Raw genomic sequence first — 23,028 nt, 5'->3', positions numbered from 1 at the left:
CGGGGGCGTTTACTTTTCTGCTGCCAGCTCTTTCAGCTCATACAGCAGGTTCAGCGCCTCGATTGGTTTCAGGTCATCGGGGTGGATATCCTTTAGCGCGCGATCAAGGTCACTGGGGCCAGCAGGTGTGGCTTGTGCCGGCTCGGCAACGGCGGAAAACAGCGGAAGATCGTCGATGATGGCTTTCTGGCCCGACCCTTCACGTTCGCCCTTCTCCAAAGCCTCAAGAACCACGTTTGCACGGGCAACGACACTGTCTGGGAGTCCGGCCAACTTGGCGACCTGCACACCATAGGACCGATCGGCGGCGCCTTTGCGCACTTCGTGCAGGAAGATCACCTCGCCTTCCCACTCTTTCACCGCGATCGTGGCGTTTTCGACACCGTCCAACTTCTCAGACAGCTGGGTCATCTCGTGATAGTGGGTGGCGAACAGCGCGCGGGACTTGTTGACGTCGTGAAGGTGTTCCAGCGTCGCCCAAGCGATGGACAAACCGTCATATGTCGCCGTTCCGCGCCCGATTTCGTCCAGAATGACAAGCGCGCGGTCGTCGGCTTGGTTCAAAATGGCGGCGGTTTCGACCATTTCGACCATAAATGTGGATCGTCCCCGCGCCAGATCGTCCGAAGCCCCTACGCGGCTGAACAATTGCGAAACCAAACCGATATACGCAGATTTTGCCGGAACAAAGCTACCCGCCTGCGCCAGCAGCGCGATCAGGGCGTTTTGGCGTAGGAAGGTCGACTTACCGGCCATGTTCGGGCCAGTCAGAAGCCACACATCGGCGGCTTTTGCACCATCCGCAAGGTCGCAATCATTGGCCACGAACGCGTCGCCCGTCTTGCGCAGGGCCGCTTCGACCACGGGGTGACGCCCGGCCTCCACGTGAAACACGCGGCTGTCATCGACGGTCGGCGCGGACCAGTTGTCGGACCGCGCCAGATCGGCAAAACCGGTGGCAACGTCGATCTCGGACAGGGCGCGGGCAGTGTCAGACACGGCGCCCACTTGATCCAAAATCGCTGAAGTTAGGCTGGAATAGAGACGTTTTTCGATCTCAAGCGCCCGGTTGCCTGCGTTCAGGATCTTGGTTTCCATATCGCTGAGGGCAACGGTCGTGAACCGCACCGCATTTGCCGTTGTTTGGCGGTGGATATAGGTTTCCGACAGCGGCGGGTTCAGCATCTTTTCGGCATGGGTGGCGGTCGTCTCGATGAAATAGCCCAGCACATTGTTGTGCTTCACTTTCAACGATCCGATCCCCGTATGCTCGGCATATTGCGCCTGCATAGCGGCGATCACACCGCGGCCTTCGTCGCGCAGCTGGCGCGCTTCGTCTAGCTCTTCGTCATAGTCGGGGGCGATGAAGCCTCCGTCGCGGGCCAGAAGGGGTGGTTCGGCGACCAGCGCCTGATCCAAGAGATCGACCAGATCGTCATGTCCGCGCAGGCTTTGTGAAGCTTCCGCCAGTTTGGCGGGCAAATCAGACCGCGAGAGGCTGTCAGCAAGATCATTTGCCGCCGCAAGTCCGTTGCGAATAGCGCCCAGATCGCGGGGGCCGCCGCGATCCAACCCAAGGCGTGACAAGGCGCGATCAATATCGGGGACGTTTCGGAGGAAATCGCGCGTACTCTCGCAAATTAGTCTCTGTTCCACCAGAAAATTCACCGCATCCAATCGCGCGTTGATTTCCGATAGGGTGCGCGACGGGCTAGAGATGCGTCGTTCCAGCAGTCGTCCACCACCTGCGGTTACGGTGCGATCAATGATGGAGAGAAGCGATCCCTCGCGTCCGCCGGACAGGCTGTGGGTCAGCTCCAAATTGCGGCGGGTGGCGGCGTCGATTTGCATCGTGCCCTGCGCGAGTTCCTTCACGGGCGGTCGCAGAAGGGGCAATTTGCCCTTCTGGGTGATGTCCAGATATTCGACGATGGCCCCCATCGCGCCCAGTTCAGCGCGCGAGAAGCTGCCGAACGCGTCGAGCGATCCGATTTTATACAGGTCTAGAAGTCTTTTTTCTGCCCCGGTACTGTCAAAGGCCGCACGGCCCAATTCGGTCGGAGAGGCACCGGAATCAGTCACTATTTCGGCGCAATCCTGATAACTGGCCTCTGACAACACAACCTCGCGTGGGGCAAGACGGGCGAGTTCCGGTCCGAAGCGGACGGGCGGACAGGGCATCACACGGAAGGCACCGGTCGAAATGTCGACCCAGGCCAACGCCGCCTCGTTGCGCACCACATTATAGGCCGCTAGGAAGTTGTGGCGGCGCGCGTCCAGCAGGCTTTCTTCCGTCAGTGTGCCCGGCGTGACCAGCCGCACCACGTCACGCTTCACAACGGATTTCGAACCGCGCTGTTTTGCTTCGGCGGGTGACTCCATCTGTTCGCAGACCGCCACGCGAAAACCCTTGCGGATCAGTGTCAGCAAGTAACCTTCGGCCGCGTGAAATGGCACGCCGCACATGGGGATGTCTTCGCCCAGATGCTTGCCGCGCTTGGTCAGGGCAATGTCCAAAGCTGCAGCCGCCGCGACGGCATCGTCAAAGAACAGCTCGTAAAAATCGCCCATGCGATAGAACAAAAGGGCGTCCTGATAGCCCTGTTTGATCTCAAGAAACTGCGCCATCATTGGCGTGATCTTGGCTGGTTTATCGCTCACCTGCTGCCCCCCGGCGTTTTGCTTTGCGACAGACTAGAATGTCGTGCGTCGGGGTGAAAGAGGGGTCAGCTATTTTTGCGGCGCGAGACCCAATTCCAGCTGCTTTCGCACATCTCATCCAGCCCACGCTCGGCTTCAAACCCCAGCACATCGCGGGCCTTGGTCGGATCTCCGTACACACTGGCCACATCGCCCGTGCGGCGTGGAGACATTTGATAGGGAAGCTCTTTCCCAGCAGCTTTTTCATAGGCGTGCAGCATGTCCATAACGGAATACCCGGTGCCTGTGCCAAGGTTCACAGTGTGACCTTCGCCCGTTTTCAAAAGCGCATCCACCGACTGCACATGCCCGCGCGCCAGATCCATCACATGGATATAGTCGCGCACGCCGGTGCCGTCGGGCGTGTCGTAGTCGTTGCCAAAGACGGAAAGCTCCTCCAACTCGCCCGTCGCGACCTTTGCAATATACGGCATTAGGTTGTTGGGGATGTCGTTCGGATCTTCGCCGATCAGCCCGGTTTCATGCGCGCCAGCGGGGTTGAAATAGCGCAGGATGCCAAAGGCCCAGCGGTCATCGGCGGCGGCGACCTGTTCGAGCGATTGTTCGCAAACCAGCTTGGTATAGCCGTACGGATTGTTGAAGCTGCGCGGGGCGGTTTCCGGTACGGGCAGCTGATCGGGCTGTCCATAGACGGTGGCCGAGGAGGAGAAGACCAGCCGGAACACGCCCGCCGCCTTCATCACGTTCAGAAGCGTATACAGGCCCGAGATGTTGGTTGTCAGATAGTCCAGCGGCTTTTCGGTGCTTTCACCCACAGCTTTCAGTGCGGCGAAGTGGATGACGGCGTCAAACTCGTGCTCGGCAAATACGTGGGTCAGCAGGTCTTGGTCCAGCACATCTCCGTCCACGTGGAAGACTTTTTCACCGCTGATGACCTCGAGCCGGTCCAGCACGCCACGATCCGAATTCGAGAAATTATCAAGGATCACAACTTGATACCCGGCTTTGGTCAGCTCAACGAAGGTATGCGAGCCAATGAACCCTGCGCCGCCGGTCAAAAGGACTTTTTGTGCCACGTGAAACCTCCAAATCTATTGATCGAGATATAGGATGGATCGGGTCGAAAGGCACGCGGGAATGAATTTTGGGTGGAAAATTGCGATTGTTGCGGCAATCTTTGGAAATATTTTTCAAGAATTACCCAAAAACCCCCAATAAAAGACAGATTAATAGCTGAATACTGGTTGAGGCCCGGATTTTCCCCCTGTAAGGGTTTGACTTCGACAGAAGATGACAAAGGCCCCCGATATGCCCAAAGCCAAGATCACAGATGAAGAGGCGCTTGCCTTCCACATTGACCCCACGCCGGGCAAATTCGAGGTCACGCCGTCGGTCCCGATGACCACGCAGCGCGACCTGTCCCTGGCCTATTCGCCGGGTGTTGCGGTCCCCTGTGAGGCAATCGCCGAGAACCCGCAGACGGCCTATGACTATACCAACAAGGGCAACCTTGTGGCGGTGATTTCAAACGGGACGGCTGTTCTTGGGCTGGGCAATCTAGGTGCGTTGGCATCGAAGCCTGTGATGGAAGGCAAGGCGGTTCTGTTCAAGCGATTTGCTGATGTGAACTCGATCGACATCGAGCTGGACACCGAAGACCCCGAAGCCTTCATCAACGCGGTGAAGCTGATGGGCCCGACTTTCGGCGGCATCAACCTTGAAGACATCAAAGCGCCCGAGTGTTTCATCATCGAGCAGCGCTTGAAGGAAGAAATGGACATCCCCGTCTTCCACGACGACCAACACGGCACGGCGGTGATCTGCGCGGCGGGTCTTCTGAACGCGTTGCATCTGTCGGGCAAGAAAATCGAGGATTGCCGCATCGTTCTGAACGGCGCTGGCGCGGCTGGTATTGCTTGTATCGAGCTGATCAAGGCGATGGGCGCGAAGCATGACAACTGCATTGTCTGCGACACCAAGGGCGTCATCTATCAGGGCCGTAAAGACGGCATGAACCAGTGGAAATCGGCCCACGCCGCCAACACAGAACTCCGCACGCTGGAAGAGGCGATGGATGGGGCAGACGTGTTCCTTGGTGTGTCGGTCAAAGGTGCCGTGACACAGGACATGGTGGCCTCGATGGCCGATAACCCGGTTATCTTTGCCATGGCAAACCCGGATCCGGAAATCACTCCGGAAGAGGCCCACGAAGTGCGTAACGATGCGATCGTGGCGACCGGGCGTTCGGACTATCCGAACCAGGTGAACAACGTGCTGGGCTTCCCGTACCTGTTCCGTGGTGCGCTGGACATCAACGCCCGCGCCATCAATGACGAGATGAAGATCGCCTGTGCGCAAGCGCTGGCAGAACTGGCCCGCGAGGACGTGCCGGACGAAGTTGCCATGGCGTACGGTAAGAAGCTGACCTTTGGTCGCGACTATATCATTCCGACGCCGTTCGACCCGCGTCTGATCCACGTGATCCCGCCGGCGGTTGCCAAAGCTGGGATGGACACGGGCGTTGCACGCCGTCCGATCATCGACATGGATGGGTACGAGCAAAGCCTGAAAGCACGGATGGACCCGACAGCCTCGATCCTGCGCGGCATCACGGCGCGTGCGCGCAAGAACCAGGCAACGATGATTTTTGCCGAGGGCGACAACTCGCAAGTGCTGCGTGCCGCCGTTCAGTATCAACGCAATGGCTATGGTCAGGCGCTGGTTGTTGGCCGTGAAGACGACGTGAAAGCCAAGCTGACCGCCGATGGTCTGGGCGACGCTGTGCGCGAGCTGCGCATTGTGAACGCCGCGAATACCGAACACTTGGAGACCTACAAAGATTTCCTGTACGAACGCCTTCAGCGTCAGGGTTTCGACCGTCACGACATTCACCGTCTGGCTGCGCGCGACCGTCACGTGTTCGCATCGCTGATGCTGGCACATGGGCATGGCGACGGTCTGATCACCGGCGCGACCCGCAAATCGGCTTACGTTCTGGACCGGATCAACCATGTGTTTGATGCGCGCGCCTCGGATGGCGCCGTTGGTGTGACCGCCGTTCTGCACAAGGGCCGCATCGTTCTGATGGCGGATACCTTGGTGCATGAATGGCCCGAAACCGAAGATCTGGCCAATATCGCCGAGCGTGCTGCCGCCGTTGCACGCGGTCTGGGGCTTGAGCCGCGCGTGGCTTTCGTCAGTTTCTCGACCTTCGGCTATCCGATATCGGAACGCGCCTCGAAACTGCATGAAGCGCCAGCTATTTTGGAAGCACGCGGCGTGGATTTCGAATTCGAAGGCGAAATGACTGCTGATGTGGCGTTGAACGCGGACGTGATGGCGCAGTATCCGTTCTGCCGCCTGTCTGGCCCAGCTAACATTTTGGTGGTTCCGGCCAGACACTCGGCGTCGATCTCGGTCAAGATGATGCAGGAACTGGCAGGGGCAACCGTCATCGGTCCGATCCTGTCGGGCATCGATCAGCCGATCCAGATCTGTTCGACCAACTCGACCTCGAACGACATTCTGAACATGGCGATGCTGGCTGCGACCCGCTTGGGTAAGCGCTAATTCCGCCAAGTTAGAGACTGAAACGGCCCGTAGGACATCCCGCGGGCCGTTTTTCGTTCTGTGCAGGTTTGAACAGATAGGATGCGTATCTCGCTGAGTTGTTCGGTGGCTGAGCGGTGTTATCTTTTCTGATGAAGATAGGAGACACCAATGGGTCAGCTTGTGGATGGCGTCTGGCAAGACGTTTGGTACGATACCAAAAAAACCGGCGGCAAATTCAAGCGCGAGGATGCGCGGTTTCGCAATTGGGTCACGGCGGATGGTGCGGCGGGCCCGACGGGCGATGACGGGTTCAAGGCCGAGCCCGGCCGGTATCACCTTTACGTTTCGCTCGCCTGCCCGTGGGCGCACCGCACCCTGATCTTTCGCAAGCTGAAAGGGCTGGAAGATCTGATCGGTGTGACCGCCGTGCATCCGCATATGTTGTCCAACGGATGGGAGTTTGACGCCAAGGATCCCGAGCCGCTGTTCGGGCACAGCTTCATGCATCAGGTCTATACGACAGATAAGGCCGACTACTCTGGTCGCGTGACCGTACCTGTTCTGTGGGACAAAGCGCAAAATCGGATTGCCAGCAACGAAAGCTCGGAAATCATCCGCATGTTCAACTTAGCCTTCAACGGGCTGACTGGGAACACGCTGGATTTCTACCCCGAACTGCTGCGCGATCAAATCGACGCGATCAACGACGATGTCTATCGAAACATCAATAATGGTGTCTATCGCTGCGGATTTGCCACCACACAAGAGGCGTATGAGCAGGCGTTCGACGCGCTTTTCGAGGCGCTGGATCGTGTTGAAACCATCCTATCCGAAAGCCGCTATTTGGTCGGCAACCAACTGACCGAGGCTGATTGGCGTCTATTTACAACGTTGGCCCGGTTCGATGCGGTCTATCACGGGCACTTCAAAACGAACCTGAAACGGATTGAGGATTTCCCGAACATCTCGAACTATCTGCGTGAACTCTATCAACATCCCGGCGTGGCCGAGACGGTGAACATGGAGCACATCAAATCGCACTACTATTACTCGCACGAGACGATCAATCCGACGCGGGTGGTGCCAAAGGGGCCGGCGCTGGATTTTACCCGCCCCCATGATCGCGATCGGTTCTGACGCAGTTTGACTTGCACGCTGAGGCGGCCCTAGGCTTGTCCGATGCGGTATTTTCTGAACCATCTGCGCGGGCAGCATCCGCTGTGGCAAAGCTTTTTGGTGAATGGCGTTGGCGTGCGGCTGGCGCTCTATGTCCTTATTTTGCTGGCTCTCAGCGCCGCCCCGATTTCGATTTTGGTGGCTGCGGCGATGATTGGCGCTGATGCGCTGTGTCTGCTGTGGCAAAGCGTCGGCTATTTCCGCGCGGCCGAGGCGCGGGTGCGCGATACCGGGTCTATGCTGCCCACATGGGGCGGGATGATTGGTTTGGTCATTGCTGTGTTCGTCGTGGTGTCGCAATGGTGGGCCTTGGGACTGGCGACGCGTCCGATTGACGATGGTCCCAGTTTTGCTGAGCGCAAGGCGCTAGAACGGCAGGCCGAGTACCAGATCATACGACAACCTGATGGAAACCTGCTGTTCCAAGGGCAGATTGTGTTGGGCGTGACCAAGGCGCTGGGCCGGGAACTGGCGCAAGGGCCGATCCCCGCACGCATCACCCTGAAAAGCGACGGTGGGAATGTGTTCGAAGCGCGGGGTTTGGCGAAGTTGATCGCGACGCTTGGGATGACGACCCATGTGGACGATACGTGTAGCTCGGCCTGCACTTTGGTGTTCATCGCAGGAGGGCAGCGGCAGCTTGGACCAGACGCGCGGTTGGGATTTCACGGCTATCTACTGGAGAACGCGCAGCGGTTGCCAGGATTCAATATCGAGGTCGAGCAAGCGCGGGATCGGGAGTTCATGCTGGGGCAGGGCGTTTCGGAGGATTTCGTCGCGCGCGTGTATGACACCCCATCTAGCGACATCTGGTTTCCGGAACACGGGTTCTTGCGCCAATCCGGCGTCGTGACACAGACCCCCTAAAATAGAAAACCCCGCCACGAGGACGGGGTTTTCAGGTGATTTAGAGACTAACTTAGTCGATGATCGCGTTCAGCGTGGCCGAGGGGCGCATCACTTTGGCTTTCAGTTCGACCGAAGGGCGGAAGTAGCCGCCGATATCGGCTGCCGGACCCTGAGCTGCTGCCAGCTCGGCCAGGATGGCTTCTTCACCGTCGGCCAGCGCCTTTGCAACCGGAGCGAACTCGGCCGCTAGATCTGCGTCATCCGACTGTGCGGCCAAGGCGTCTGCCCAGTAACGTGCGAACCAATAGTGGCTGTCGCGGTTGTCCGGCTGGCCAACTTTGCGCGACGGCGAGTTGTTGTTGTCCAGAATGCCTTGGGTCGCAGCTTCGGCAGCGGCACCCAGAACACCCGCTTTGGCGTTGCCCTTAACGTCTGCCAGGAAGTTCAGGCTTTCACCTAGCGCACAGAACTCGCCCATCGAGTCCCAACGCAGGTGGTTTTCCTCAACCAGCTGCTGAACGTGCTTCGGAGCCGAACCACCCGCGCCGGTTTCGAACAGACCGCCACCTTTCATCAGCTTCACGATCGACAGCATCTTGGCCGAGGTGCCCAGTTCCAGGATCGGGAACAGGTCGGTCAGGTAGTCACGCAGCACGTTGCCGGTGATTGCGATGCTGTCGTTGCCAGCCGTGATGGTTTTCAGCGACTGCGCGGTAGCTTCACGCGGGGCCATGATCTGGAACAGGTCGGCTTTGCCAGCAGCTTCCAGTGCCGGGGTCACGTATTTGATCAGCTCAGCATCGTGTGCGCGGTTTGCGTCCAGCCAGAAGATCGCTTCCGAACCGGTCAGGCGCTGACGGTCAAGGGCCAGCTCGATCCAGTTTTCGATCGGAGCCTTCTTCACGGTGCACGAACGCCAGATGTCACCGGCTTCAACGTCGTGGCTGTGCAGCGTGTCGCCATTGGCGGTCACGACGCGGATGGTGCCATCAGCAGGAGCTTCAAACGTGGTCGGGTGCGAGCCGTACTCTTCCGCTTTCTGAGCCATCAGGCCAACGTTTGCCACCGAACCAGCGGTGGTCACGTCCAGCGCGCCGTTGGCTTTGAAGAAGTTGATGGTTTCGTCATAGACGGTGGCATAACAGCGGTCGGGGATCACGCAGTTGGTGTCGCCTTTCGCGCCGGTCTCGTCCCAGCCTTTACCGCCAGCGCGGATCACGGCAGGCATCGAGGCGTCGATGATCACGTCCGACGGCACGTGCAGGTTGGTGATGCCTTTGTCGCTGTCGACCATGTACATCGACGGACGATCCAGAGCAGCGATTTCCGCGTTGATTTCGTCTGCGTTGTCCAAGCTGTTGATGGCGTCCAGAACCGCACCCAGACCCGAGTTCGGCGAACCGCCGGCAGCGGCAATCGCCTCACCGTGCTTGTCCCAAACCGGACCAAGCCATGCTTTGACAGCGTGGCCAAAGATGATCGGGTCCGACACTTTCATCATGGTCGCTTTCATGTGAAGCGAGAACATGGTGCCGTCTTTCTTGGTGTCTTCAATGGCCTCGGCCAGGAAAGACCCCAGAGCTTTCGCCGACATGAAGGTCGCATCCGCGATGGTGCCTTCTTCCAACGGCCAGCCGTCTTTCAGAACGGTGGTCGAGCCGTCTTTGCCGACGAATTCGATTTTCGCGTCACCCGCCTGAGCGGCCGAGATGGTGGCCGAAACTTCGTTGGCGTAGAAGTCGTTGCCCGGCATGGACGACACTTTGGTCTTCGAGGACGATTCCCAAGCACCCATCGAATGCGGGTTGTTCTGGGCAAAGTTCTTAACAGCGCGGGCCGAACGGCGGTCCGAGTTGCCTTCGCGCAGAACAGGGTTCACAGCGGACCCCTTGATGCCGTCGTAGCGGGCGCGGATGGCTTTTTCTTCGTCGGTCGAGGGATCTTCCGGGTAGGACGGGATGTTGTAACCCTGACCCTGCAGTTCTTCGATGGCGGCAACCAGCTGCGGGACCGAGGCCGAGATGTTCGGCAGCTTGATCACGTTTGCACCGGGGGTTTTCACCAGCTCGCCCAGTGCGGCCAGATCATCCGACTGGCGCTGATCGTCGGTCAGGTTCTCGGGGAAGGTCGCGATGATGCGGCCGGCCAGAGAAATGTCCGGCGTGCCAACGGTGATTCCCGCGGCGGAAACGAACTTGCGGATGATCGGCAGGAACGAGGCCGAGGCCAGTTCGGGCGCTTCGTCTACAATTGTATACAGAATGTCTGCTTGCGATTTATCGGTCATTTTAGAACACCTCTTTTTTCGCGGAAAACTTCGCCACGGGGCCAATGCCCTGAACGGCGAAAGGTGGGATTTCCCCTTTCCCTTACACAAAACCCGTGAAGAAAAAAAGGGCGGAGCGCTAACAGCCCCAAGAAAAAGGGTCGCAGCCCAAGCCGCGACCCCAATGAATGCTTAAAGTCGATCCATGATCGCTTCGGCAATCGACATCGTGTTGCCGGTGCCGCCCAGATCAGGGGTCACGCGGTCTTTCGCCTGTACGGTGTCGATCACCGCTTTCTTCAGGCGCTGGGCGTCTTCGGGTTTGCCCACATGCTCCAACATCAGGCCCGCGGCCATCAGGAAGGCACAGGGATTTGCCTTCTGCTGGCCTGCGATATCGGGGGCTGATCCGTGGACGGCCTCGAAGATGGCGGCGTCTTTGCCGATGTTCGCGCCCGGGGCTAGACCCAGACCGCCCACCAGACCGGCGGCCAGATCCGACAGGATGTCGCCAAACAGGTTGGTGGTGACGATCACGTCGAACGCGTCGGGGTACATAACCATCTGCATGGCGCAGGCATCTACGATGCGCTCGTCGAAATCGACGCGGCCTTCGTATTCTTGGGCGATTTTGCGGGCTTCTTCCAGAAACATGCCGGACAGCAGCTTCAGGATGTTCGCCTTGTGCACGATGGACACTTTCTTGCGTCCGTTCGCCAGCGCATATTCGAACGCCGCGCGGGTGATGCGCTGTGCGCCTTCCTTGGTGTTATAGCCGGTCGAGAACACCTTCCCCTCGGGATCGCCATTGTGCTCCATGTAGCCTTCGTCCGAGATGTAATACCCTTCCAGGTTCTCGCGGAAGATCACCATGTCGACGTTGTCAAAACGCCCATCCAGCTTGATCGTTTTGGTCGGGCGGACGTTGGCATACAGGTTGAACGCCTGGCGCAGTTGCAGGTTGATCGACTTGAAGCCACCGCCAACGGGCGTGGTCAGCGGACCTTTCAGCGCCAGCTTGGTTTTGCGGATGCTGTCCAGCGTGGCTTCGGGAAGGGGGGTGCCCTCAGATTCAAATGCGGTCATGCCCGCCTGCTGCACATCCCATTCAAACGGGCTGCCCATCTTGTCCAGAATGGCGGTTACGGCTTCGGTGATTTCGGGGCCAATCCCATCGCCGGGGATCAAGGTGGCTTGGATCTTTGTCATGGTCATCTCCATGGTGATGCGCGCGTTTGCGCCTGATATATACGGTATACAATGGAATACAATAGCGAAATGACATTCAGAAAGGTGAATAAAACAAGGCGTTTCCCCGTCATGCTACGCGCGACTTGCGCCTGCGGGCAAGCGCGCTAACGTGGACAGGCAAGGAGGCGCCGCGTGACCCTATTCAACCTCGGATCTATCAACATCGATAACTTCTATCGCGTCCCGCATATGCCCGCACCGGGGGAAACCTTGGCCGCAGAGGAGCATTCCGTCGGATTGGGCGGGAAGGGCGCAAATCAATCTGTTGCCAGCGCGCGCGCCGGAGCGCAGGTGCGCCATATCGGGGCGGTTGGTCCCGAGGGCGATTGGTGTATCGAGGTGCTGACGAAAGCCGGGGTTGACACGCGCCACATCACGCGCGCCGAGGTTGCAACAGGCCACGCAAACATTCTGATTGATCCCGAGGGCGAGAACCAAATCATTCTCTATCCCGGCGCAAATCGCGCATTCTCTCAGGATCATGTGGCGGGGGCTTTGTCCGATGCTGGGCCGGACGACACGCTGATTTTGCAAAACGAAACCGCCCTGACGGTCGAGGCGGCAACGCTTGCAAAGTCAAAAGGCATGCGTGTCATCTATTCTGCCGCGCCCTTTGTGGCCGAGGATGCGAAAGCAATGCTGTCTGTCACCGATATGTTGGTGCTGAACGAGGTGGAGGCGCAGCAGCTAACCGACGCGCTGGGCGTGGGGCTTGCGGACCTTGAGGTGCCCGTGGTGTTGATCACCAAAGGAGCGGACGGAGCAGTTTGGATGGAATACGGGGTGGAGACCGCGCGGGTTCCGGCTTTCTCCGTGACGCCTGTAGATACGACCGGCGCGGGGGATTGCTTTATCGGCTATGTTGCCGCGGGGCTGGATCAAGGGATGTCACCGGAAGAAGCCATGCGGCTTGGTTCCGCAGCCTCAGCCATCAAGGTCACGCGGTTTGGCACCGCAGATGCGATCCCCACACGGGACGAGGTGGACCACTTTCTGCAGAAATAGGGTCTTTTAGCCCTTCAAAAGCTGCCCCAGACGCATCGCGATCGACACATCGCCCGAGACTTTGATCTTGCCTGTCATGAAGGCGGTCATCGGGTTCAGATCGCCCTTCATCAGCTTCTGCAAATTGGCATGCGACATGGCGATGGTGCAATCCGTGTCCACGTCTTCCCGCGACAAAACCCCGTCCTGCAGAACGATCACGCCGTCCTCGCCGCAGTCCAGCTTCAGGCTATCCTCGAACGACACCTTGGTCAGGCCACGTTCGATTTTTTCGACGATAGGGGTTAGGGGCATTGGAAGTCCTCATGTAAAAACGCCCCCGCGTGATACGGGGGCGTTCGAACGCGGTCCACAGTGACGTGGCGCGAGTTTACTTGACGCGTTTGTTGCGCATCGCGATCAGCTTCAGACGCAGCGCGTTCAGCTGGATGAAGCCGGCGGCGTCGGTCTGGTCGTAAGCGCCCATGTCTTCTTCGAAGGTCACGTGCTCTTCCGAGTACAGCGAGTGATCCGACCAGCGGCCAACCACGCGGGCCATGCCTTTGTACAGCTTCATGCGGACGGTGCCGGTTACGTGCTCTTGGCTCAGGTCGATGGCGGCCTGAAGCATTTCACGCTCGGGCGAGAACCAATAGCCGTTATACAGAAGCTCGGCGTATTTCGGCATCAGCTCGTCTTTAAGGTGCATCGCGCCGCGGTCCATGGTGATCGACTCGATGCCACGGTGGGCATCCAGAAGGATCGTGCCGCCGGGGGTCTCGTAGATGCCGCGCGACTTCATGCCAACATAGCGGCCTTCCACCAGATCCAGACGGCCAATGCCGTGCTTGCGGCCGTATTCGTTCAGCGCGGTCAGGATGGTCGCGGGCGACATCTTTTCGCCGTTGATCGCAATGGGATCGCCTTTTTCGAATTCAATCTCGATGAATTCGGGCGTGTCCGGTGCATCTTCCGGGTGCACGGTGCGCTGATAGACATAGTCCGGTGCATCCTCGGCCGGGTCTTCCAGAACTTTACCTTCCGACGAGGTGTGCAGCAGGTTTGCGTCGACCGAGAACGGCGCCTCGCCGCGTTTGTCCTTGGCGATCGGAATCTGGTTCTTCTCGGCGAAGTCCAGCAGTTTGGTGCGCGAGCCCAGATCCCACTCACGCCACGGGGCGATCACGACGATCTCGGGGTTCAGCGCGTAGGCCGCCAGTTCGAAACGAACCTGGTCGTTGCCCTTGCCGGTCGCACCGTGGCTAACCGCATCTGCGCCGTGCTCGGCGGCGATTTCCACCAGACGCTTCGAGATCAGCGGACGTGCGATCGAGGTGCCCAGCAGGTACAGGCCTTCATATTGCGCGTTGGCGCGGAACATCGGGAAGACGTAATCGCGCACAAATTCTTCGCGCAGGTCTTCGATGTGGATGTTCTCAGGCTTGATACCCAGCAGCTCGGCTTTCTTGCGTGCGGGCTCCAGCTCTTCGCCCTGACCAAGGTCAGCGGTGAAGGTGATTACTTCGCAGCCATACTCGGTCTGCAGCCATTTCAGGATGATCGAGGTATCAAGGCCACCGGAATAGGCCAGAACAACCTTCTTAGGTGCCTTTTGCGGTGCGGTATTGGACGAAATCATCGGTTTCCCTTTCACGAGCGTATCGCGCGGCGATTATATGTTTTTAAGGGAAAGAGCAAGGATCACAGGGCGTGTTCTGCATGGAAAAGGGCGGCCCACTGGACCGCCCTTCGTAATTTTCGCGCTACGGCGGATCGGATCAGAGCCCGAGGTTGCCGTGCAGCTCTTCCATGGCGGCTTCGTCCTCGGAAATATCACGGCCGTCGGTCAGCACCAGAAGCGAGTCGTGTTGCGCTTCTGCCGCTGCTTCTGCCTCTGCTTCAGCCAATGCAGCTTCGTCCTCGAGGCGTGCCAGCTCTTCCTCGTAGGCCTGGGCAGTCGCAAGATCGTCTTCTGCGGCAGTCAGATCGGTCTGGGTTTGCGTAATCTGATCGTCTTTGGCGGTCAGTTCACCTTCCAGCTCGGTAACGCGGGCCGCTTCTTCGTCGGTCAGCTCGGTCTTGGCATTGAGCGTATCCAGCTCACCCTGCAGTGCTGTTTTCTCATCATTCAGGGTGTTCAGCTGGCCATTCAGCCCATCAACCGCTACCTGAGCGTCGGCCTCGGTGATGCCGGGGTCGGTTTCTTTGTGGGTCTCGACAGCAGCAGCTGCAGTCGCTGCGGCGGTTTCTGCTTCGTCAGCGGCAACCGTTGCATCGCGATAGGCGGCAGCCTTACCAACACGGCTGTTGGCGTTGGCGACTTCCAGTGCGCGCGCGCTGGCGTTCGAGGCATTAGCACCTTTCAACGTGCTGCGAACCGCGCCGTTTCCGTTCGATGCTTTGGCTCCGCCCTGCGATTTGGAACCGCCGCGTTTTTCCTTGCCACCGCCTTTTTCTTTATCTTTGCCCTTGGCAAGTGCTGGCTTGGCGGACACAAGCATGATCGACGTGCTTGCGACGGGTACTGCAAGTGTGGTGACAAGTGCTGTCATGACGGCTTTGGTGAGTGTTTTCATTGCGCTCTCTCCGTGAGTTCAGAGTTTGGGGGCCTCGCTATAATAGAACAGGCACGCTAAAGGGTTAGGGGAAACTCGCAAGCATTTCATGTAAATATGCGCACAATTTCGCCGGGTTAGGGGTGACTGTTTCCAAACAGACACATCTTTAAGGCGTATTTAAGGCATCCGTTTGTGGGTTTGGCTTGCCAAGCTGCACCTCTTGATGGAGAGATCACGCATGAGCGATTTTTTGAAAAGAGCCCGCGTCGCCGAACAGCAAATGCGCGCGTTGTTCCCCGCCACGCCCTTGCAGCGGAATGACCATCTGTCTGCGATGTATGGCGCTGATATCTGGCTGAAACGCGAAGACCTCAGCCCCGTGCGCAGCTACAAGATCCGCGGCGCGTTGAATGCGATGGGCAAGGCTTTGGCTGCGGACCCGTCGCGCGACTTGTTTGTCTGTGCATCTGCGGGCAACCACGCGCAGGGTGTGGCCTTTACCAGCCGCCACTTCGGCGTGCGGGGCGTGATTTTCATGCCGGTGACGACACCTCAGCAGAAAATCGAGAAAACCCGCATCTTCGGCGGGGACAGCATCGAGATCCGCTTGGTTGGGGACTATTTCGACGACACGCTGAAAGCTGCGCAAGAGTATTGCACCGCCGAGGGCGGCCATTTTCTGTCGCCCTTTGACGACACGGATGTGATCGAAGGCCAGGCCAGTGTCGCCGCCGAGATCGTGTCGCAGCTTGGTCGCGCGCCGGATCTGGTCATTCTGCCTGTTGGTGGCGGTGGGCTGTCGTCGGGGGTCACCAAATATCTCAGCGAAACTGCGCCGGAAACCGCCCTGCGCTATGTCGAACCCGCCGGGGGCGCCAGCCTACGCGCCGCGTTGGAGGCCGGGCAGCCGGTGACGTTGGATTACGTGGACAATTTCGTCGATGGTGCGGCCGTCGCCCGGATCGGCGCGATGACCTTTGAGGTCCTGAAAACAATCGATCCGGCGCATCTTCTGGCAGTGCCCGAGGATCGTATTTGCCTGACCATCTTGGACATGTTGAATGTCGAAGGCGTCGTGCTAGAGCCCGCAGGCGCAATGTCGATTGACGCCCTGAAGGATCTTCGGGACGACATTCGCGGCAAGACGGTGATCTGTGTCACCTCGGGTGGGAATTTCGATTTCGAACGCCTTCCCGATGTCAAAGAACGCGGTCAGCGGTTTGCCGGGCTAAAGAAATATTTCCTGCTCCGCTTACCGCAACGCCCCGGCGCGCTGAAAGACTTCCTGCAGATCCTTGGCCCAGACGATAACATCGCCCGGTTTGAATACATGAAGAAAAGCGCACGCAATTTCGGCTCGGTCCTGCTGGGCATTGAAAGCAGCCGACCTGAAAACTTCGACCTGCTAGAGCAGCGGCTAGAAGAGCACGGCTTTGCCTTCTCGGACATTACGGATGATGAAACCATTGCCGAGTTCGTGGTCTAGCACTGCGCCAAAAACTCGGCCTTGGACTGATCATAGGCGGTGAAGATGGGCTCTAGCTGGATCTGGTTGTTCTGACCATTCGCGGCGGCTTGTTCGTTCTGTCCGCAGATAACAGACAAGTCCCGAAACCCCAGATTCAGGGCCGAGCCCTTCAGGAAATGCATGTCCTGTTCGTACTGCGTAGGGTCGGGGTTGGATTTCAGACGGGCAATCACCTCGTCCACTTCTTCTAGAAAAATTTCGGCCACTTCGCCGAAGTCCTCTTCCCCGATTTCATCTTTCAACTCGTTCACACGACCCCAATCAATCACGGGCGCCCCCTACTTGTCCGCGGTGATCATGCGCAGCGCAGGTTAACATACTGTTATAAGTACAGATAATGTTGAATTTTAACTTTAAAGACCTGTTAAATCGCACCCCCTAAAGATGATGTGGAATGTCGCATGTTTTAAAAGTCTTGGGGTAATCTTGGGTGTAGCAAAACCACATAACACTGAAGCAATCAGCACACGCGCCGCGCAAGAAAACGTGGTCAGGCCTGATTCGATTCAGCGTATCCTGCTTGTCGATGACAGCCGCGCCCAACGCAGCCTGATGTCGCGATCCCTTGCAAAACAGGGCTATCAGGTGACCGAGGCCGGATCTGGGTTGGAAGCGATAAAGTTGTTCGCCGCGAATGATTTTGACTTGGTCCTTAGCGATTGGATGATGCCCGGAATGAACGGTCTGGAACTGTGCCAAGCCGTCCGGGCGCAAAATGCAAAGGGCTATGTTTATTTCATCCTGCTGACGTCGAAATCGGACAAAGACGCGGTGTCGCGCGGCTTGGATGTGGGGGCCGATGATTTTCTGGCCAAACCTCTTAACCCGGACGAGTTGCGCGCCCGCATCGCGGCCGGTGGGCGCATTCTGTCGATGGAGCGGGAGCTTCAGGAAACGAACCGGCTGGTGTCCTCGGCCCTGGCTGAACTGAAGTCGCTGTATGACTCTCTCGATCGCGATCTGGTCGAAGCACGGAAGATGCAGCAATCTTTGGTGCGGGATTCTTTCCGCGACTGGGGGCGGGCGGAAGTGTCCGTGCTGTTGAAGCCCTGCGGGCATGTGGGCGGTGATCTGGTCGGGTTCTTTGACGCTGGGCAGGATCACATCGCGTTCTATTCGATTGATGTGTCGGGACACGGGATCGCCTCGGCGCTGTTGACCGCGCGGCTTGCGTCCTACCTGTCTGAAGGTTTACCCACGCATAACATCGCATTGATCGAGTGCGAGGATGGCAATCACCACAGGCAACCGCCCGAGATGGTGGCGGCACAGCTGAACACGCTTTTGACCAAGGACATGCTGTCCGAGCACTATTTCACCATGCTGTTTGGCTATCTGGACATGACCACGGGCCAGGTGGAATTTACCCAATGCGGGCATCCGAACGCCGTGGTGCTGACCCGAACTGGCCAGTCCCGTTTCATCGGGGATGGCGGGATGCCAATCGGCCTGATCTCGGCCGCTGAATTTGAACGACAAACCCTGCAACTGCACCCCGGAGAGCGTCTGATCTTCTACTCGGACGGCTTCACGGAATGTGAGAACGCGCAGAAAGAACAGATTGACGAACAAGGGTTTGGAGAGATTCTCGAGAAAAACAGCGGGCTAACGAATGAGATGCTGTTTGACGCGATGGTCTGGGATCTGGACCGCTTTGCGGGCGGGGAGGAGTTCGGCGATGATCTGTCCTGTGTTATGGTGACTTACAAGTCTCCGATATAGGTCTGGACGAAATGCCGGTCGCCCGGGCTGTGCAGGATTTTTGCAGCGGTGCGGGCAGTGCTCCAGACCGCATCATGATCCGGCTCGATCGGCATGCCGATCCGCCGAACGGGCGCGGCCAGAAAGATGTGACAGATCTTCTCGGCCCTCAGGTCATATTCCGGCATGAAGGTGAACCGGCGATACGCACCCAGACGCACAGGATTGCGGATGGTCCAGCCAGTTTCTTCCATGACTTCGCGATGCAGGGCGGCAATCGGGCTTTCTCCGGCATCAATGCCTCCACCCGGCAGTTGGTACTCGTCAAAGCCTCCACCCTGATGGGTCAGCAGCAGATCCTGCCCGCGCACAAGGATCGCATATGCGCCTGGACGCGGGGTATAGACCCGATTTCTTCGCTTCGGTGCGCCAAATCTTCGGATCATCCCTTTTCCATTCGGTTGCTGCCACCATATAGACGCGGTATGCCAAGCTGAACGCCGATAGGAAACCCCAATGACTCTTGGATCTCAAATCGCATGGGATGACACCATTCTGCCATTCCAACTGGACAACAGCGACATCCGTGGCCGCCTTCTGCGCCTTGACGGAACGCTGGACACGATCCTGTCCCAACACAACTATCCCCCCGCGATCGAAGCGCTGGTGGCGGAAGCCGCCATGCTGACTGCGATGATCGGACAGACCATCAAGCAGAGCTGGAAACTTTCGCTGCAAATCCGTGGCGATGGTCCCGCACGGTTGATTGCGACCGACTACTACGCGCCGAAAGTGGCAGGCGAGCCCGCCGAAATCCGCGCCTATGCCAGCTATGACGAGGAACGACTGGACCCGACCGGACCCAGCTTTCCGCAGATCGGCAAAGGCATTTTCGCGATCTTGATCCAGCAGAAGGAAGGCCAGCAGCCTTATAAAGGCATGACTCCGCTTACGGGCATTTCCTTGTCAGACTGTGCGCAAGCCTACTTTGCGCAGTCCGAGCAGCTGCCGACCCGCTTCCACCTGACCTTTGGCAAATCGGTTTGGGCCGGTGGGCAAGAAGGTTGGCGTGCGGGCGGCGTGATGCTGCAACACATGCCGAAATCTTCGCCGCATGTGACCGGTGAAGGTGGGTCTGGCGAAGGCGGTCTTCTGACCCCCAGCGATTTGCTGACCGACGAAGACAGCGAAAACTGGAGCCGCGCCAACATCCTGCTGGATTCCGTGGAAGAGTTGGAACTCGTCGGCCCCTCGGTTCAACCGACCGAGCTGCTGGTCCGCCTGTTCCATGAAGAAGCGCCGCGCGTTTATGATCCTCAGCCCCTTAGCTTCGGCTGCCCCTGCTCGGAAGAACGCGTGCGCGAAAGTCTGTCGATCTATTCTGAGCGTGATATCGGCCACATGACCAATGACGACGGCCGCGTGACCGCAGATTGTCAGTTCTGCGGAGCACACTACGATCTGGATCCGGCCACGGTCGGCAAGGATGCGAAGGGCGTGGATGGTGACAGCGCCTGATCAAATCGCGCGCCTTCGGGCGGCCCTGTCCCTGCCGGGGACGGGAAGCTCGGATTTTGACCTATCGCCCGGTGTGAAACCTCTTGTCGGGCGAAAATTGCGCCCGGCCGGCGTGCTGATGCCCTTTGTCGAAACCCGAACTGGGTTGGAATTGGTGCTGACCAAACGGTCCTCTGCCTTGAAGCACCACCCTGGACAGATCGCCTTTCCGGGCGGAAAACGCGATGAAATAGACACTGATATTCGCGCAACAGCCCTGCGCGAGGCACATGAAGAAATTGGACTGAGCCCAACCCATGTCGAAGTTCTGGGCCAGTTGCCAGAACATGAGACCGTCACTGGCTTCACAGTGACCCCGGTCTTGGGTTTGGTGACCACCGAGTTCACCCCAGTCGTCGAACCCGGCGAGGTCGAGGAAGCCTTCCGTGTGCCCTTCGATCATGTCGCGGACCTTGCGAAATTCAGCAAGCAGGGGCGGTTTTGGCAGGGCCAAATGCGCTGGTACGAAACCGTGCCGATTGGTCCGTACTATATTTGGGGCGCAACCGCACGGATGCTGCGTGGGCTGGCTGAAAGGCTGGCGCAATGACGCGTGTTCAGGGTGATTGGATAAACGACCCGGGCGCTCAGCGTGTCTGCGCCTTGCTGTCTGATGCGGGATATCAGGCCTATTTCGTCGGCGGATGCGTGCGCAACGACTTGTTGGGGGTCGGGATCTCGGATCTGGACATGTGCACGGATGCGCGGCCCGCGCGCGTGATGGAACTGGCCGAGGCTGCGGGCCTGCGCGTTCTGCCCACGGGGATCGAGCATGGCACGGTGACGATTGTCATTGATCACGAACCGTACGAGATCACGACCTATCGCAAAGATGTCCAGACCGATGGGCGGCGCGCGGTTGTGGCGTTCTCGGATCGGATCGAGGATGACGCACACCGTCGCGACTTTACGATGAACGCGCTGTATGCCGATCCGGCGGGGCAGGTTCTGGACCCGTTGGGCGGACTTCCCGATCTGAGCGCGCGCCGTGTGCGGTTCATTGATGATGCGGGCGAGCGGATCCGCGAGGACTATCTTCGCACGCTGCGATTTTTCCGATTTCACGCGTGGTATGGTGATGAAACGGCGGGCATTGATCCCGACGGTTTGGCAGCCTGTGCAGCGAATTTGGCTGGGTTAGAGACACTTTCCAAAGAGCGTGTCGGGCTTGAGATGCTGAAAATCCTGTCCGCGCCTGATCCTGCGCCGGCCATGGCGGCGATGGCGCAGTCGGGCGTTTTGGCGTGTATTTTGCCCGGTGCTGATGCCTCGAAGTTGGCCGTTTTGGTGCATCTGGAAGCAGATTTGGCCGCAGACCCCTTGCGGCGACTGGCGCTTTTGGGGGGGCAAGGCGTCGCGAAGGCGCTGCGCTTGTCTAAGAAACAGGCGAAGCAGCTTGAGAACTTGCGCGATGAGATCGGATCATCCGCCACTATCGGAGAGCTGGCCTTCCGGTTGGGCCCCGACCAAGCACGTAACATTGCGCTTCTGCGCGCTGTGATGCTTGAAATGCCGCTGGCCAATGGGCTGGAACGCCAGATTGACGCCGGAGCCGCAGCCAAGTTCCCCATCAAGCCCGCCGACCTGATGCCGGGCATCACCGGACCCGCGCTGGGCGACAAGCTGCGTGAACTCGAAACCCGTTGGATCGCATCGGAATTTACCCTGACGCGTGAGGAACTGTTGAAATGAGCGATATGACGCACACCATCACCCGTCTGGGCCATTTGGGCGATGGGATCGCTGACGGTCCGATCTTCGCGGCCCGCACCCTGCCAGGTGAAGTCGTGCGGGGTGAGGTGACAGGCGACCGGATCGAGACACCAAAGATCGTCACGCCCTCGTCTGATCGGGTCAAACCGGCTTGTACCCACTACAACACCTGCGGGGGGTGTTCTTTGATGCATGCCTCGGATGAATTCGTGGCGGGTTGGAAGACCGAGATTGTCCAAAATGCGCTTAATTCCCACGGGATAGAGACTGATTTCAGACCGATCCACACCTCTCCTGCCCGGTCCAGACGCCGCGCCGTGCTGTCTGCTCGGCGGGGGAAGAAAGCTCCGATCGTTGGGTTCCATGGCCGCCGCTCCGGCACAATCACCGAGATCTCGGACTGTCATCTGATCCACCCCGAGATCCTGCAAGCCCTGCCTGCGCTGGGCGAGTTGACCGTGATTGGCGGCTCGCGCAAGGGCGAGTTGTCGATCAATGTGACGGTTTCGGATGTGGGGTTGGATGTGTCGGTGACGGGGGGCAAGCCGCTGGATCGCGCGCTTGAATCCGAGTTGGGGCAAGCCGTTCATCGCTTCGGTTTCGCCCGTTTGTCTTGGGATGGCGAGGTGATCGCGATGGAAACTCCGCCGACGCAAAGTTTTGGACCGGCCGCCGTGACGCCCCCGCCCGGCGCCTTCCTACAAGCCACCCGTGAGGGCGAGGCCGCTTTGCTGGCAGCAGTCCGCGAGGCGGTTGGCGACGCGGACCACATTGTGGACCTGTTTGCAGGCTGCGGCACCTTCGCGCTGCCCTTGGCGGAAAACGCCTTTGTCCACGCGGTTGAAGGTGTGGATAGCATGTTGAAAGCGCTGGATGCCGGCTGGCGCCATGCGCAGGGACTGCACAAGGTCACCACCGAAACGCGCGACCTGTTCCGAAATCCGCTTTATGCCGAAGACTTAACCCGGTTTGACGCCGCCGTCATCGACCCCCCACGTGCTGGGGCCGAGGCGCAGATCGCGCAGATCGCGGCCTCGGACTTGTCCGTTGTGGCAATGGTGTCGTGCAATGCGGTCAGTTTTGCGCGAGATGCCAAGATTTTGCTTGATGCAGGGTTTGAAATGGAGTGGATACAGGTCGTAGATCAGTTCCGCTGGTCCACACATACCGAGCAGGTGGCCAGTTTCCGGCGCAAATAAGCCGGATCTGCCCAATAAAAACTACGGGTGACC

The 23,028-nt window shown here is 58.8% G+C and carries 19 protein-coding genes; 10 read left to right on the top strand and 9 right to left on the bottom strand.

Features of this window, described 5'->3' with window-relative positions; translation table 11 throughout:
* Nucleotides 1-9 precede the first annotated feature (9 nt).
* Entirely contained in the window at nucleotides 10-2,631 is a 2,622-nt protein-coding gene (gene mutS / locus G0Q00_RS13210; RefSeq protein ID WP_163040405.1) for a DNA mismatch repair protein MutS, read from the bottom strand.
* A 95-nt stretch (nucleotides 2,632-2,726) separates the two neighbouring features.
* Nucleotides 2,727-3,737: a UDP-glucose 4-epimerase GalE gene (galE, locus tag G0Q00_RS13205; RefSeq protein WP_163040037.1), complete on the bottom strand. Its 1,011-nt coding sequence runs from the start codon at nucleotides 3,735-3,737 to the stop codon at nucleotides 2,727-2,729.
* Between the two features lie 232 nt (nucleotides 3,738-3,969).
* On the opposite strand from galE, the gene G0Q00_RS13200 reads away from it, so the two are divergent.
* From G0Q00_RS13200 to G0Q00_RS13190, 3 genes are all read left to right on the top strand, one after another.
* A complete protein-coding gene (locus tag G0Q00_RS13200) occupies nucleotides 3,970-6,231 on the top strand; it encodes an NADP-dependent malic enzyme (protein WP_163040403.1) in 2,262 nt (753 codons plus the stop codon).
* A gap of 150 nt (nucleotides 6,232-6,381) precedes the next feature.
* Nucleotides 6,382-7,350: a glutathione S-transferase family protein gene (locus tag G0Q00_RS13195; protein WP_163040035.1), complete on the top strand. Its 969-nt coding sequence runs from the start codon at nucleotides 6,382-6,384 to the stop codon at nucleotides 7,348-7,350.
* Nucleotides 7,351-7,392: 42 nt separating this feature from the next.
* Complete coding sequence (locus G0Q00_RS13190; protein WP_163040033.1) at nucleotides 7,393-8,256, top strand: hypothetical protein; 864 nt, start codon at nucleotides 7,393-7,395, stop codon at nucleotides 8,254-8,256.
* 52 nt (nucleotides 8,257-8,308) lie between these two features.
* On the opposite strand, the gene G0Q00_RS13185 is transcribed toward G0Q00_RS13190, so the two are convergent.
* Both G0Q00_RS13185 and G0Q00_RS13180 read right to left on the bottom strand, forming a co-directional pair.
* Nucleotides 8,309-10,525: an NADP-dependent isocitrate dehydrogenase gene (locus tag G0Q00_RS13185; protein ID WP_163040031.1), complete on the bottom strand. Its 2,217-nt coding sequence runs from the start codon at nucleotides 10,523-10,525 to the stop codon at nucleotides 8,309-8,311.
* Nucleotides 10,526-10,696: 171 nt separating this feature from the next.
* On the bottom strand, nucleotides 10,697-11,713 hold the full coding sequence (locus tag G0Q00_RS13180; protein WP_203564984.1) for an isocitrate/isopropylmalate dehydrogenase family protein: 1,017 nt from the start codon (nucleotides 11,711-11,713) through the stop codon (nucleotides 10,697-10,699).
* Between the two features lie 174 nt (nucleotides 11,714-11,887).
* Between G0Q00_RS13180 and G0Q00_RS13175 the strand changes: the two genes are divergently transcribed.
* The gene (locus G0Q00_RS13175; RefSeq protein ID WP_163040030.1) at nucleotides 11,888-12,760 is read left to right on the top strand and encodes a ribokinase; all 873 of its coding nucleotides are present in this window, start codon (nucleotides 11,888-11,890) and stop codon (nucleotides 12,758-12,760) included.
* A 6-nt stretch (nucleotides 12,761-12,766) separates the two neighbouring features.
* Here the strand turns inward: G0Q00_RS13175 and G0Q00_RS13170 are convergent, their stop codons facing one another.
* The 3 genes from G0Q00_RS13170 to G0Q00_RS13160 all read right to left on the bottom strand — a co-directional run bounded on the left by G0Q00_RS13170 (nucleotide 12,767) and on the right by G0Q00_RS13160 (nucleotide 15,315).
* On the bottom strand, nucleotides 12,767-13,054 hold the full coding sequence (locus G0Q00_RS13170; RefSeq protein WP_163040028.1) for an SCP2 sterol-binding domain-containing protein: 288 nt from the start codon (nucleotides 13,052-13,054) through the stop codon (nucleotides 12,767-12,769).
* Between the two features lie 76 nt (nucleotides 13,055-13,130).
* The gene (locus tag G0Q00_RS13165) at nucleotides 13,131-14,378 is read right to left on the bottom strand and encodes an argininosuccinate synthase (protein ID WP_163040026.1); all 1,248 of its coding nucleotides are present in this window, start codon (nucleotides 14,376-14,378) and stop codon (nucleotides 13,131-13,133) included.
* A gap of 139 nt (nucleotides 14,379-14,517) precedes the next feature.
* A complete protein-coding gene (locus G0Q00_RS13160; protein WP_163040024.1) occupies nucleotides 14,518-15,315 on the bottom strand; it encodes a hypothetical protein in 798 nt (265 codons plus the stop codon).
* A gap of 220 nt (nucleotides 15,316-15,535) precedes the next feature.
* On the opposite strand from G0Q00_RS13160, the gene ilvA reads away from it, so the two are divergent.
* On the top strand, nucleotides 15,536-16,783 hold the full coding sequence (gene ilvA, locus G0Q00_RS13155) for a threonine ammonia-lyase IlvA (RefSeq protein WP_163040022.1): 1,248 nt from the start codon (nucleotides 15,536-15,538) through the stop codon (nucleotides 16,781-16,783).
* Here ilvA and G0Q00_RS13150 read toward each other — a convergent pair.
* Nucleotides 16,780-17,094 (bottom strand): Hpt domain-containing protein, encoded by a 315-nt coding sequence (locus G0Q00_RS13150; protein WP_163040020.1) that lies wholly within the window; start codon nucleotides 17,092-17,094, stop codon nucleotides 16,780-16,782. The two genes, ilvA and G0Q00_RS13150, sit on opposite strands and share 4 nt — an antisense overlap.
* A 217-nt stretch (nucleotides 17,095-17,311) precedes the next feature.
* Between G0Q00_RS13150 and G0Q00_RS13145 the strand changes: the two genes are divergently transcribed.
* The gene (locus G0Q00_RS13145; protein ID WP_370458572.1) at nucleotides 17,312-18,547 is read left to right on the top strand and encodes a PP2C family protein-serine/threonine phosphatase; all 1,236 of its coding nucleotides are present in this window, start codon (nucleotides 17,312-17,314) and stop codon (nucleotides 18,545-18,547) included.
* Here G0Q00_RS13145 and G0Q00_RS13140 read toward each other — a convergent pair.
* Nucleotides 18,529-18,972 (bottom strand): NUDIX hydrolase, encoded by a 444-nt coding sequence (locus tag G0Q00_RS13140; protein ID WP_163040016.1) that lies wholly within the window; start codon nucleotides 18,970-18,972, stop codon nucleotides 18,529-18,531. The two genes, G0Q00_RS13145 and G0Q00_RS13140, sit on opposite strands and share 19 nt — an antisense overlap.
* Nucleotides 18,973-19,042: 70 nt before the next feature.
* On the opposite strand from G0Q00_RS13140, the gene G0Q00_RS13135 reads away from it, so the two are divergent.
* The 4 genes from G0Q00_RS13135 to G0Q00_RS13120 are packed head-to-tail and all read left to right on the top strand — an operon-like array spanning nucleotide 19,043 to nucleotide 22,995.
* A complete protein-coding gene (locus G0Q00_RS13135; protein WP_163040014.1) occupies nucleotides 19,043-20,044 on the top strand; it encodes an Hsp33 family molecular chaperone HslO in 1,002 nt (333 codons plus the stop codon).
* The gene (locus G0Q00_RS13130; protein WP_163040013.1) at nucleotides 20,028-20,633 is read left to right on the top strand and encodes a CoA pyrophosphatase; all 606 of its coding nucleotides are present in this window, start codon (nucleotides 20,028-20,030) and stop codon (nucleotides 20,631-20,633) included. The genes G0Q00_RS13135 and G0Q00_RS13130 overlap by 17 nt, the downstream gene beginning before the upstream one ends.
* Nucleotides 20,630-21,775, top strand: a complete 1,146-nt coding sequence (locus tag G0Q00_RS13125) for a CCA tRNA nucleotidyltransferase (RefSeq protein ID WP_163040011.1) — start codon at nucleotides 20,630-20,632, stop codon at nucleotides 21,773-21,775. Before G0Q00_RS13130 ends, G0Q00_RS13125 begins: the two co-directional genes overlap by 4 nt.
* Nucleotides 21,772-22,995 carry a class I SAM-dependent RNA methyltransferase gene (locus tag G0Q00_RS13120; protein ID WP_370458571.1) on the top strand — a complete coding sequence of 408 codons (1,224 nt, stop codon included), beginning with the start codon at nucleotides 21,772-21,774 and terminating at the stop codon, nucleotides 22,993-22,995. Before G0Q00_RS13125 ends, G0Q00_RS13120 begins: the two co-directional genes overlap by 4 nt.
* Nucleotides 22,996-23,028 lie beyond the last annotated feature (33 nt).

The sequence above is a fragment of the Aliiroseovarius sp. PrR006 genome (assembly GCF_010500215.1).
GTDB lineage: Bacteria > Pseudomonadota > Alphaproteobacteria > Rhodobacterales > Rhodobacteraceae > Aliiroseovarius.
Note: the sequence above shows the minus strand (reverse complement) of the source record. Positions and strands in the feature narration are given on the sequence as shown.